The following is an 11860-nucleotide window of genomic DNA, read 5'->3' as shown; positions in this document are numbered from 1 at the left end:
CGCCGCACCGGTTTTTTGTGCCCTCCCTGGGTCGCTGCCGGTATCCAGGAACAAATACTGTTGACATTCTCAACGATCCGGGGTGACATGGAGCCAGCCACCGGCACGGGTTCAGGGAATCCCCGTCCGGGTAACGGCCAGGGCACCACTCTTACCACCACAATGAAGAGGTAGGTCATGAGGAACACGATCACCAGGAAACTGTCCACTGCTGCGGCAGGCGGAGTTCTGCTGGCACTGGCACTGACCGGCTGCTCCGGTTCGACTGCCGGATCAGACGCCGAGTCGTCGCCGTCGGGCAGCGAAAGTTCCGGCAGCGGTGAACTTCAGCAGGTGGTGGTGGGGGTGTTGTCCATCGCGCCGTCCTCGGCCATGCAGTACGGCATCGACGAAGGCATTTTCGAGAAGCACGGGCTGGAAATCGAGCTCCAGCGCGGCACCGGCGGGGCAGCCATGCTGCCGGCGGTCTCCACCGGCGACATCCATTTTGCCGTGGGTAACCCGCTGTCGGTCATGGTGGCCAAGGACAAAGGGCTGGATATGAAGATCGTGTCCGGGTATTCCAATTCCCTCGCAGAAGGCAACGACATCAACGGTGTGGTGGCCCGCGCCGACTCCGGGATCACGTCCTTCGCCGATCTGGAAGGCAAAACCACCACCGTCAACGCGGTCAATACCCAGGGCGATCTGACCATCATGGAAAGCGCCGCCCTGGCCGGCGCCGATCCGGAGCAGATCAACTTCAACGAACTGCCGTTCCAGGATATGGAAGCCGCGCTCGAGCGAGGCAATACAGACGCGATCTGGCTGCCGGAGCCTTTCCTGAGCCGCGCCCTGGCCAATCCCGACTACGTCCTGGTGGGTTATCCGAACCAGGAGGCGATCCCCGGGATGCCCACGATGGTCACGTTTACCTCCGGCCGGTATGCGGAGGAAAACGAGGAAACCGTCACGGCCTTCAAGGAGGCCGTCACCGAAACGCTCACCCAGGCGCAGGGCGACGTCGACGGCGTCCGCGCCACCCTTCCGACGTTCATGGGGATGGACGCGGCAATCGCCGAGAACCTCAAGATGGAGGAGTTCGACGGCGAACTCCGAAGCGACGAGCTGGATGACCTGGGCGCACTTATGCTGAAGTACGAGTTTGTGGCAAAGGAACCGGACGTCGATGCGATGACGGTGCAGTAGTGCCATGGAGAATCAGGGGCTGGGATCATGGATACACCGCCGGCGCCTGAAGTCCGCCGGCCGGACGGCACTGGTCTTCCAGGGCAGGGGCATCAGCTACACGGAGCTGGACGAGCGCATCAACCGGCTGGCACAGGCACTGCGTGCCTCCGGGGTGGAGCACGGTTCCCGGGTGGCTTTCCTCGGCGATAACCATCCCGCATTCCTGGAGACGTTTTTTGCCGCCGGTACGCTGGGCGCCGTCTTTGTTCCGTTGAACACCCGGCTGGCGCCGCCCGAGATTCAGTTCGCGCTGCAGGATTCGGGCAGCTCGGTGCTGGTGTACACCGGTGCGCTCGCCCGGCTGGCGCAGCTGGGGTCAGCGGGCACATCGGTGGCGGTGCGGCTGGAGGTGGCCGACGGCGCCGTGGCCGACGGCGCCGTGGCCGACGCCCCGGCGGCGCCCGACGCGGACGATCCGGCCGGATCGGGCGGAGAACATGTGTCCGACTTCGACGCCGTGATAGCCGGAGCGCCCCCGGACCGGCTGGACCTGCCGGTCGGGGCAGAGGACGGGGCGATGATCCTCTACACCTCCGGCACCACCGGCCGGCCCAAAGGCGCCCTGCTGTCCCACTCCAACCTGGCCTGGAACTGCTACAACGTGCTGGTCGACTACGACGTGTCCGGGACGGAGGTCGCACTGATGATCTCCCCGATGTTCCACGTCGCGTCCCTGGACATGGGCGTGCTGCCGGTGCTCCTCAAGGGCGGCACGGTGGTGCTGGAAACCAGGTTCGAACCGGGCCGCACGCTCGCCGCGATTGAACAGTATGGAGCTACCTACATCAGCGGCGTGCCCACCACGTACCAGATGCTGTGCGAACATCCGGACTGGGACAAGCGGGACATCAGCTCGCTGACCACCATCACCTGCGGCGGATCCGCAGTGCCCCTGCGGGTCCTGGAAGCCTATGAAGCCCGCGGCCTGTCCTTCTCCAACGGTTACGGAATGACTGAAACGGCCCCGGGCGCCACTGCGCTTCCGGCCGCCCGATCCAGGGAAAAGGCAGGTTCCGCCGGATTGCCGCACTTCTTCACCGACGTTCGGATCACGGGTCCGGACGGCGGCGTCCTCCCGGCGGGAGAGGTGGGGGAGATCCAGATTTCCGGACCCAACGTCATCCGCTCCTATTGGAACCGGCCCGACGCCACCGCGGAAGCCTATGCCGAGGACGCCTGGTTCCGGTCCGGGGATATGGGCTATTTCGACGACGACGGGTACCTGTTCATTTCCGACCGGCTGAAGGACATGATCATTTCCGGCGGGGAGAACATTTATCCGGCCGAGGTCGAGCAGGCCATTGCGGAGCTGGAGGCCGTGGCTGCCGTTGCGGTGATCGGGGTGCCGGACAGCAGATGGGGCGAAGTCCCCCGCGCGGTCATCAGCCTGCGGCCGGGATACGCACTGACGGCCGAAGAAGTGCAGGAACACCTCTTCGGCCGCCTGGCCCGGTACAAAGTGCCGCGCACGGTGACGATGGTCGAGGACTTTCCCCGCACGGCGAGCGGAAAGATCCGCAAGGCCGAACTGCGCCGGCAGTATTCGGACTGACTGCAGCACAAACGAAACAGGCGGGGAGCCGATGCTCCCCGCCTGCCACTGTGATGCTCCCGCCGGGGCTACTGCTCCAGCTTCATGGCCTTGCGCAGCGTCAGCGAGCCTCCGCTCTGCAGAACGGCCCGTCGGTAGATCTTGGCGCCAAAGCCCAGCAGCGCGTAGGCCGCGGCCAGCGCAATGGCCAGCGAGGCGAAGGTCTGCCACAGCGGCACCTCCGAGCCGAGCATCCGGACGGGCATCGCCACGGAGGAAATCACCGGCACGAACGAGGCGACGACCAGCAGCTGTCCCTTGGCAAACATCCCGGCAAACAGGGCGGCGAAGATGATTGCCATGACCGGGGTGGAACTGCTGTTCAGGTCCTCGGACCGGCTGGCCATGGCCCCGAGCATTGCCCAGCCGGCGGCAAGGATCAGGAACCCGACGAGGAAGAAGACCAGGAACCAGCCGGACACCGGAATGATGGAGCCCACCATGTCCGCTGTTCCGGTCAGGTTCAGCGCCAGCAGGGCTGCCCCGCCGTACAGTGCCAGCTGCACCACGGCCAGGACGGTATTGCCGATCACCTTGCCGTAAAGGAGCTGGCGGATGGGAATGGCGGTAGCCAGGATTTCCACCACCCGGTTCTGCTTCTCCTCCAGCACGGAGGTGGCGATCGCCAGACCGAAAATGATGGTGGCCATATAGAAGAGGAAGCTGAACGCGAAGCCGACGGCGGCGGCGATTCCGGCCTGCTCGGCGTCGCCTTCCAGCAGCGCTTCTTCCAGCTCGCTGCCGGCGGTCAGTTCCGCCGCCGTCGTGCCGGCCGCTGCGGCGTTGGCACTGATGACATAGCTTGTCAGGGCCTCGGAAACCGGCCCGCGGATCCCGGAACCGATCTCGGCCTTTCCGGTCAGGGTCCAGCTGCCGTCATCTCCCTGGATCAGTGCCGCGTCCGCCTCTTCATTGTTGACCAGCTGCAGGGCTGCCTCGGGGGAGTCTGCCGTGACGGCTTCGAAGGAGGTGTTCCCGCCGTCCTCCTGTCCGGCGGCGTCGGCAGCGGTGATGATTTCGGCGGCGGCGGAATCTGCCACGGCCACCGTATGGTCCGAACCGCGCGAGGACATGTAGGCGTTAAAGAGGACGCCGCCCACGATCAGCAGCAGGGTCACCAGGGTCGAGAGCAGGTAGGTGCGGTCGCGCATCTTGACCATGACTTCGCGCAAGGTAACGATGGCCCAGGCGGGCGTGTTGTCAGGGGTTTCCGGAGCTTGCCCGGGCTTTGCCACGGGGGTTCGGGTTGCGGTGCTCATGCTGTCACCTCACGGTAGATGTCGCTCAGGGACGGACGGATGGGGGCGAATTCCTGCACCGTGCCGCGGGACAGGGCGGCGGCCAGGGTGCGCTGGGCGTGGGCGTCGTCGTCGAACTCCACCAGTGCGGACGGACCGGCGACGTCGATGACGGTGAGTCCGGTTTCCTCGCGCAGCCAGCCGGCGTCGGGGGAGACCGTGATGCGGTGGCGGCGGGGTGCCGTGGCGCGCAGCTCGTCGCCGGTGCCGGCGGCCATCAGGCGGCCGGCCTGCAGGACCACGAGGTTGTCGCAGAGCCGGTCCACCAGGTCCAGCTGGTGGCTGGAGAACAGGACCGGCACACCGGCGGCGGTCCGTTCGCGCAGCAGTTCCACCATGGAGTCGACGGCGATCGGATCCAGTCCGGAGAACGGTTCGTCCAGGATCAGGGCGGTGGGCCGGTGCAGCAGCGAGGCGGCGATCTGCACGCGCTGCTGGTTGCCCAGGGAAAGCGATTCGAGCTTGTCCTTGCTCCGGTCTGCCAGATTAAAACGGTCCAGCAGTTCCATTGCCTCACGGCGGGCCGAGGACTGGCTCATCCGGTGCAGCTGGCCGAGGTAGACCAGCTGGTCGATGATGGGCTGCTTGGGGTAGAGGCCGCGCTCTTCGGGCATGTACCCGAACTGTGCGCGCTGCGCAGCGGTCACGGGGGACCCGTCCAGCAGCACTTCGCCGGCTGTGGCGGTCAGGACTCCCATGATCATGCGCATGGTGGTGGTTTTACCGGCGCCGTTTGCACCCACGAAGCCGGTCATGCGGCCGGACGGAATGTCGAACGTGACGTCGTCGACGGCGGTTTTGTCCCCGAAGCGTCGGGTGAGATTGCGGACCTGCAGCATGTGCTGCTCCTTCCCCGGAAGAGGCCGGGCCTAGTGATGAACTTCTGCTTCGAGCTTAGGCAGAAGAGCAGCACGGCGGATCGGCCGCGGGATGGAACCTTTCCGGGTCAGCCGGCGGCCGGCTTGTCCCCCGGGAGGATGAGGCCGGACTCATAGGCGAACACCACAGCCTGCACCCGGTCCCGGACCTGGATCTTGCCCAGCAGATTGGAGACATGGGTCTTGACCGTCGCCTCGGCCACGAACATGCCCGCAGCGATCTCGGCGTTGCTCCGGCCAGCGGCAACATTCACGAGCACTTCGCGCTCACGGGAGGTCAGCGAGTCCAGCAGTTTCTGCTGCTGGGCGGACCCCGACGGCGGGCGGGTTCCGACGGCGGTGGCCGGGGCAGCGGTTGGGTGGCCGTTTGGCCGGGCAGCCGCGCCGGCAGCCTCTGCGTGCAGCTGCCGGGCGAAGCGTTCGATGACCCGCACCGTCATTTCCGGTGCCAGCAGGGCGTGGCCGCCGGCGACGGCGTGGACCGCTGCCACCAGATCGTCCGGGTCGGAGTTCTTCAGCAGGAAGCCGCTGGCACCGGCGCTGATGGCATCAAAAAGGTAGTCGTCGCGTTCAAAGGTGGTGAGGATGATGACCTTCGCGGTGCCGGCCCGCACTACCTGCTCGGTGGCCCGGATCCCGTCCAGGACCGGCATCTGCACGTCCATGAGGATGATGTCGACGGGGTGTGCCGCGGCAAAGTCCACGGCTTCGGCGCCGTTGGCGGCTTGGCCCACCACCTCGATTTCGTCCTCCACGGAGAGCATCATGGCAAAGCCCGCCCGCAGCAGGGCCTGGTCATCAGCCAGCAGGACCCGGATCGGTTCCATTACTTACGCTTCACCCTTTCGAAGGAGTTCTGCCGGCCGCAGCATGCGGCCCTCGGCAACCACGGTAACGGTCAATGGAGCGGAAACCGGACCCGGACGCGCCAGCCGCCGCCGGACCGCGGTCCGATTTCGGTGCTGCCGCCGTGCAGGTCGGCCCGTTCCCGGATACCCCGGATGCCGAATCCGGAACCGGCGGTGCTGCCCGTGCGCGGCCTGCCGTTGTCCACGGTCTCCACCTCCACCCAGCTGTTGCCGGTCCCTGTGGTGCCCGTGCGAAGGGCGACGACGGCGGAGCCTGCGGTGGAGTGCCGGCGGACGTTGGCGAGGGACTCCTGGACGGTGCGGTAAATCGAGAGGCCCAGCGGTGCGGGGACCCGGTCCAGCGAGCCGGGCACATGCTCGGACCGGTGATACGACACGGACAGGCCCAACTGCAGGTGCTCTGCCACCAGTGCCGGGAGGTCCGCCAAGCCGGGCTCGGGGGTACGCCGCGCACCGCCGTCGGACTCCGCCCCCGGTTCCTCGCCCGCGCGCAGTACGCCCAGCAGGGACCGCATCTGCTCCACCGCTTCGCGGGAGGAGGCTTCAATGGTCTGCAGGGCGCCCGCGGTGGCCTCGGGTTTTTTCTCCAGCACCCGCCGGGCCGCGCCCGCCTGGACCCCGATCACCGCGATGTGGTGCGCGACGACGTCGTGCAGTTCCCGGGCGATGCGCAGCCGCTCATCCAGCACCGCCTGCCGGGCCAGTTCCGTCGCCTGGATTTCCAGCTGAGCGGACTGTTTGACCAGCAGCTCGCGCTGATGCGCGCTGCGCCAGGCGCTCATGCCGAACATGATGGCTCCGCCGAAGAAGGCGGCGTTGATGGCGAAGTTGTAGAGCGCCAGGGATGCCAGCGGCGGCAGGAAACCGCGGTAGGTGTCATCGCCCTCCATGATCCGTTCCAGCATGCCGTCGTAGGTGGAGGACACGGTGAAGGAAAGGATGACCCACAACGCCATCACGGCAATGACCACGGTGGTGCCGAGCCAGAGCATCCTGCGGTCCTTCGCCCAGGCCACAGCGGTGTAGAGCGAGGCAAAATAGGCGGCCTGGAAGCTCGTCTGCGTGGCGACCATGGGCACCAGCAGCCCCAGTCCCAGGAACACGGCGCTGCAGGCCAGCATGACGGCCACCGGGTAACGGCGGCGCACCACCAAGGGCAGGATGATTAAAGCCAGCGCCAGATGCTGGAACCAGATGGGCCCGGTTTCCCCGGCCAGGGCACCGATTCCGCGGCTCACCTCCATAACGAGCGCGGAGACCAGCAACACGATCAGGGTTCCGACGACGTCGTGGCGCAGCTGGGCGCGGGTGGGCCCCGGGCGTTCCCAGTCCTCCCCGGTTCGCCAGGGGAGGCGGGCGAGCCAGCCGGGCCGGGTCCGTGCGTTCCGTTCCGGGCCGGCGTCGGCCGTGTCGAAGGCCATGGTCTCGATCATGCTGCCCAGTCTAGGAGTTGCACCGCCGGCAGGGGGTCCGCCGCAGGGATGAACGACCGGGGGATGAGCGGCCCCCTCGCCAGGAGCGGCTCTTCCGCGGGGGCCAGTGGAGCCCCGTTCACCGCCGTCGTCGGACCGGAACCGGTGCGGTTGGGGCCGTGCCCCCTGTGCTGGAGCGAAAGGAGTGATTTACTGCGTAGGTAGCGGCAGTCCGAACGGCAGCCGGCCATCAGCGTAGATGACAGGACTTCAAGCATGTTTGTACAGGAAGCACAGGCGATCCTGCCTGAACTGGTGGCCCTGCGGCGGGAGCTGCACCGGGATCCGGAGACCGGAATCAACCTGCCCCGGACGCAGGAAAAAGTCCTGGCCGCCCTCGAGGGGCTGGACCTGGAAATCACCCTGGGGGTGAAGACAACCTCCGTGGTCGCCGTGCTCCGCGGCGCCGAACCCGGTCCCACCGTCCTGCTGCGCGGGGACATGGACGCGCTGCCGGTGAGCGAACTGACCGATCTGGACTATGCCTCCACCAACGGATCCATGCATGCCTGCGGGCATGACCTGCACGTCGCGGGCCTGGTCGGCGCCGCCCGGCTGCTCTGCGCGCAGCAGCAGGACCTCTCCGGCAATGTGATCTTTATGTTCCAGCCGGGGGAGGAGGGCCACGACGGTGCAAGCCTGATGCTCGACGAGGGGGTGCTCGACGCCGCCGGGGAACGTCCCGTAGCTGCCTACGGCATCCACGTCCGGCCCGGCCCGCTGGGAGTCTTCCGTACCAAGCCCGGCACGCTGATGGCCGGCGCGAACGAACTGCGGATCACCGTGAAGGGCTCCGGCGGGCACAGCTCCCAGCCGCAGACGGCCATTGATCCGGTGCCGGCGCTGACTGAAATCGCCACGGCGCTGCAGACCATGGCCACGCGCCGGTTCTCTGCCTTCGACCCGATCGTGCTCACCGTGACCCAGCTTTCCGCAGGGGAAGCGATCAACGTCATTCCCGATACCGCCAGCCTCGGCGCCTCGGTCCGTACTCTCTCGGAGGAATCCCTGGACCGGGTGATCGTGGAGTCCAAGGCGCTCGCCGAGGGCATTGCCGCCGCGCACGGCTGCAGCGTGGAGGTGGACTTCACCATCCGCTACCCCGTCACCTGCAACGATCCTGACCGGACCCGGGAGGCCGTCACCGGGCTGCGGGAGATCTTCGGCGAGGACCGGGTGCTGGAATCCCGTGATCCGCTGATGGGATCGGAGGACTTCTCCCTGGTGCTCAACGAGGTTCCGGGCACCTTCCTCTTCCTCGGTGCGACGCCGCCGTCGGTCAATCCGGTCACCGCCGCCTGGAACCATTCACCGCGGGTGGTCTTTGACGACTCGGTGCTGGGGGACCAAGCCGCAGCCCTGGCGCAGCTGGCCTACAACCGGCTGACCTGACCTGGCCTGACCTGACTTGGCCTGCCGTCGTTGACCGCACCGCTGCCCGGGCGGTCCTTCGGGGCAGGGGTGTAGCGTCGGGGGCATGTCTGCCCTGAAGAAGGTCCTTGCCCTTGCCGCCCGCCCCGCGCCGCCGACGTCGAAACCCCGCCGCATCGGCGCCGTTGCCCTCGGTTCGTTCCTGGCCTTCGCCGGGACCTCGCACCTGACCTTCGCCCGGCAGGAATTCCAGGCCCAGGTGCCGGACTGGGTTCCGCTGAACGAGGATGCCGTGGTGCTGCTCTCCGGCGTGGCCGAAATCAGCCTGGGGGCGGCCCTGATCCTGCTCCGGAAGCGCCGGGTGCCGGTTGGGCTGGCCGCTGCTGCGTTCTTCATTGCGATCTTCCCGGGCAACATTTCCCAGTACGTCACCCACACGGACGCGTTTGGCCTGGATTCGGACCGCGCCCGGCTGGTGCGGCTGTTCTTCCAGCCGCCGCTGGTGCTGTGGGCGCTGTGGTCAACCGGGGCGTGGAAGGAACTGCGGGCGGCGACTAAGAAGGGATAACCCGGTCAGGGCGCGGCCTGTTGCATCCTGGCGCGGCGTTTCTCTTCCCGAGCCGCCGCCTTCGCCTGCAGCAGCCGGGCCTTCTCCTTCTCCCGCCGCCGTTTGTCCCGCTTGCGGGCTCGCCGCGCCCGGCGTCGTTCCTCGTTCCGGGCTTCGAACTCAAACTGGTCCGCTTCCCAGTCGCGGTACCACTGGGGCAGCAGCACCGGGCGGAGGGCTTTCGGCAGGAAGTAATGGTGCATCATGGCGATGGGCATGCCGATGCACCAGGACGCACCGGCCATGAGCTGAACTGCTTCCAGGGGCATCCCCAGCAGGCCCAGGATCATCGCCAGCAGCGTCCCGGTGAACGCCAGCCCGCCCCAGAAACAGGTAAAACCCACCCGGGAGTGCTTGGCGGTGGAGCCTGTCGATACCCTCAGTCCCAGCCAGGACGTCCACCGGCCGGTGTGGGCGCGGATGCCCATCACCATCGCCGCCGGCCCGATGACCACCGCGCCGGCGCCGAACAGGATGTATGCGATCAGCGGTGGCGAGTCCATTCCGATCACTCTAGGGGACAGGGTTCGGTGGTGACGACGACGGCGGCGGGTCGACTGCCACTCGACCGGCCCCAACCGCGGCCCTGGACCCGGCCCGGGAAGACGAAGAGGCTTAGCCCCTCAAAGTGCATCTACTGAGCAGATAAAGGGCTTATCGCCACCGAATAACCCCCCGCCCGCACGTTCACTGTGCAGTAGATGCTGCCTCCGGACCGGCCAGACGACATCTACTGCACTCTGAACGCGTCCGGGCCGATGAAACGCCGCAGAACTTCCCACCCACTGGTGCTCCTGTTCCTGGTGTGACAACTACAGCCAGAGCCATCACAGTTCATGGGAAATCATGCAGGACCGGTCCAAAGCGCCGCTCCTGTCCGGCTGATGCCGCCCGGAACCACGCCAGGCAGCATCACCCGTACACGAGGTGAGCTCTCATGACGTAAGAATGTGACCGCAAACACAAAGTGCATTAGCGTTGTTCTTCCGTCAACGCAGCCGGAGCCACTCTCCGTGTCCACACTGCGTCATCACTTGCCCCTTTAGGGCGGCACGACATGGAAAGGGGTGCCGGGTGGGAACCTCGCTCCACGAAACCGAGCCCTCGCTCAAGAAAGTCCTCGGCCGGATCGACGTCCTGGCCCTAGGTTTCGGCGCAATGATCGGTTTCGGCTGGGTGGTGCTCACCGGCGACTGGCTGATCAATGCCGGCACCCTCGGCTCGGTGCTGGCCATGGTTACCGGCGGCGTCATCATGGCGGTGGTCGGACTGACCTACGCCGAGCTGTGCGCGGCGATGCCCAAGGCCGGCGGCGAGCACAACTACATCATGCGCGCCATGGGCCCGCGGACTTCCTTCGTGGGATCCTGGGCCATCATCGGCGGCTATGTGACCATTGTGGCGTTCGAAGCCGTGGCCCTGCCCCGCACGGTGCAGTACATCTTCCCGGACCTGAGCCAGATTCACCTGTGGACCGTGGCGGGCTTCGACGTGCACCTGACCTGGGCGCTGGTAGGTGCGGCTGCCGCCGTCGTCATCACCTGGATCAACATCCGCGGCGTGAAGGAAGCGGGCGTGGTGCAGACCTTCGTGGTGCTTTTCCTGCTGGCCATCGGGCTGGTGATGATTGCCGGTTCGTTCACCGGAGGGTCCGTGGCCAACATGGAGCCGTGGATTAACAACGGCATGACCGGGTTCTTCGCGGTCCTGGTGGTGGTGCCCTTCCTGTTTATCGGCTTCGACGTGATTCCGCAGTCCGCCGAGGAAGTGAACATCCCCGCCAAGCAGATCGGCAAGCTCGTAGTTGTCTCCGTGGTGCTGGCAACCATTTGGTACCTCATGGTGGTGCTGACCACCTCTTCGGCCATGTCCGCCGGAGACCTGGCGCAGACGGATATTGCGACGGCGGACGCCGTCGGAGCCATGTTCGGCTCGGACATCATGGCCAAGATCCTGATTGCCGGCGGCATCGCAGGCATCCTCACCTCGTGGAACTCGCTGCTGATGGGTGCGTCCCGGCTGATGTATTCTCTGGCCCGTTCAGGCATGCTCCCGGCCTGGTTCGGCCGCCTGCATCCGAAATACCACACCCCGCACAACGCACTGCTGTTCATCGGGGCGCTGAGTTTCCTCGCCCCGTTCGGCGGCGCGGAGATGCTCGGCTGGCTGGTGGACTCCGGGGCACCGAGTATCGTGCTGGCCTACACCCTGGTGGCGATTTCATTCCTCATCCTGCGCCGCCGCGAACCGGCCATGGACCGTCCGCTGCGGATCGGCGGGCGCGGCAACGGCGGCATTGTCATCGGTATTGCCGCCGCGGTCTTTGGCCTGGCCCTGTTCAGCCTCTATATGCCGGGCATGCCGGCGGCGTTGGGGCTTGAGCCGTGGGTCCTGTTCGCTGCGTGGTGGGTGGTCGGCCTGGTCTTCTTCTTCCGGGTGCCGGCGGGCATCAAGGCAGGGCCCGACGCCGAGGAGCACGTCCTTGCCCGGCTCCGGTCCGGCGCGCGGTAGGGCTGATTTGGACAGGGGCGGTGGATCGATGTC

General features: G+C 66.6%; 10 protein-coding genes. 5 read left to right on the top strand and 5 right to left on the bottom strand.

Annotation, left to right across the window (positions count from 1 at the left end):
* Positions 1-177 precede the first annotated feature (177 nt).
* Positions 178-1188: an ABC transporter substrate-binding protein gene (locus tag LJ760_RS03685; RefSeq protein WP_227919388.1), complete on the top strand. Its 1011-nt coding sequence runs from the start codon at positions 178-180 to the stop codon at positions 1186-1188.
* A gap of 4 nt (positions 1189-1192) precedes the next feature.
* Positions 1193-2782, top strand: coding sequence for an acyl-CoA synthetase (locus LJ760_RS03680; protein ID WP_227919387.1), 1590 nt, complete (start codon positions 1193-1195; stop codon positions 2780-2782).
* Between the two features lie 68 nt (positions 2783-2850).
* Here the strand turns inward: LJ760_RS03680 and LJ760_RS03675 are convergent, their stop codons facing one another.
* From LJ760_RS03675 to LJ760_RS03660, 4 genes are all read right to left on the bottom strand, one after another.
* On the bottom strand, positions 2851-4080 hold the full coding sequence (locus LJ760_RS03675; RefSeq protein ID WP_227919386.1) for an ABC transporter permease: 1230 nt from the start codon (positions 4078-4080) through the stop codon (positions 2851-2853).
* The gene (locus LJ760_RS03670) at positions 4077-4958 is read right to left on the bottom strand and encodes an ABC transporter ATP-binding protein (RefSeq protein ID WP_227919385.1); all 882 of its coding nucleotides are present in this window, start codon (positions 4956-4958) and stop codon (positions 4077-4079) included. The genes LJ760_RS03675 and LJ760_RS03670 overlap by 4 nt, the downstream gene beginning before the upstream one ends.
* A gap of 107 nt (positions 4959-5065) precedes the next feature.
* Positions 5066-5824, bottom strand: coding sequence for a response regulator transcription factor (locus tag LJ760_RS03665; RefSeq protein ID WP_227919384.1), 759 nt, complete (start codon positions 5822-5824; stop codon positions 5066-5068).
* A 71-nt stretch (positions 5825-5895) separates the two neighbouring features.
* Complete coding sequence (locus tag LJ760_RS03660; protein ID WP_227919383.1) at positions 5896-7299, bottom strand: sensor histidine kinase; 1404 nt, start codon at positions 7297-7299, stop codon at positions 5896-5898.
* A gap of 255 nt (positions 7300-7554) precedes the next feature.
* On the opposite strand from LJ760_RS03660, the gene LJ760_RS03655 reads away from it, so the two are divergent.
* Entirely contained in the window at positions 7555-8730 is a 1176-nt protein-coding gene (locus LJ760_RS03655) for a M20 metallopeptidase family protein (RefSeq protein WP_227919380.1), read from the top strand.
* An 85-nt stretch (positions 8731-8815) separates the two neighbouring features.
* Positions 8816-9277, top strand: coding sequence for a DoxX family protein (locus LJ760_RS03650; RefSeq protein WP_227919378.1), 462 nt, complete (start codon positions 8816-8818; stop codon positions 9275-9277).
* A 5-nt stretch (positions 9278-9282) separates the two neighbouring features.
* On the opposite strand, the gene LJ760_RS03645 is transcribed toward LJ760_RS03650, so the two are convergent.
* Positions 9283-9819 carry a hypothetical protein gene (locus tag LJ760_RS03645; protein WP_227919369.1) on the bottom strand — a complete coding sequence of 179 codons (537 nt, stop codon included), beginning with the start codon at positions 9817-9819 and terminating at the stop codon, positions 9283-9285.
* Positions 9820-10390: 571 nt separating this feature from the next.
* Here LJ760_RS03645 and LJ760_RS03640 point away from each other — a divergent pair.
* Positions 10391-11827 carry an APC family permease gene (locus tag LJ760_RS03640; protein ID WP_227919367.1) on the top strand — a complete coding sequence of 479 codons (1437 nt, stop codon included), beginning with the start codon at positions 10391-10393 and terminating at the stop codon, positions 11825-11827.
* Positions 11828-11860 lie beyond the last annotated feature (33 nt).

The sequence above is a fragment of the Arthrobacter sp. zg-Y895 genome (genome assembly GCF_020731025.1).
Classification (GTDB): Bacteria; Actinomycetota; Actinomycetes; order Actinomycetales; family Micrococcaceae; genus Arthrobacter_B.
Note: the sequence above shows the minus strand (reverse complement) of the source record. Positions and strands in the feature narration are given on the sequence as shown.

Excerpts from the sequence above, each read along its gene's own strand:
- LJ760_RS03685 (WP_227919388.1), top strand. The coding sequence starts at position 178 with ATGAGGAACACGATCACCAGGAAACTGTCCACTGCTGCGGCAGGCGGA.
- LJ760_RS03680 (WP_227919387.1), top strand. The coding sequence starts at position 1,193 with ATGGAGAATCAGGGGCTGGGATCATGGATACACCGCCGGCGCCTGAAG.
- LJ760_RS03675 (WP_227919386.1), bottom strand. The coding sequence starts at position 4,080 with ATGAGCACCGCAACCCGAACCCCCGTGGCAAAGCCCGGGCAAGCTCCG.
- LJ760_RS03670 (WP_227919385.1), bottom strand. The coding sequence starts at position 4,958 with ATGCTGCAGGTCCGCAATCTCACCCGACGCTTCGGGGACAAAACCGCC.
- LJ760_RS03665 (WP_227919384.1), bottom strand. The coding sequence starts at position 5,824 with ATGGAACCGATCCGGGTCCTGCTGGCTGATGACCAGGCCCTGCTGCGG.
- LJ760_RS03660 (WP_227919383.1), bottom strand. The coding sequence starts at position 7,299 with ATGATCGAGACCATGGCCTTCGACACGGCCGACGCCGGCCCGGAACGG.
- LJ760_RS03655 (WP_227919380.1), top strand. The coding sequence starts at position 7,555 with ATGTTTGTACAGGAAGCACAGGCGATCCTGCCTGAACTGGTGGCCCTG.
- LJ760_RS03650 (WP_227919378.1), top strand. The coding sequence starts at position 8,816 with ATGTCTGCCCTGAAGAAGGTCCTTGCCCTTGCCGCCCGCCCCGCGCCG.
- LJ760_RS03645 (WP_227919369.1), bottom strand. The coding sequence starts at position 9,819 with ATGGACTCGCCACCGCTGATCGCATACATCCTGTTCGGCGCCGGCGCG.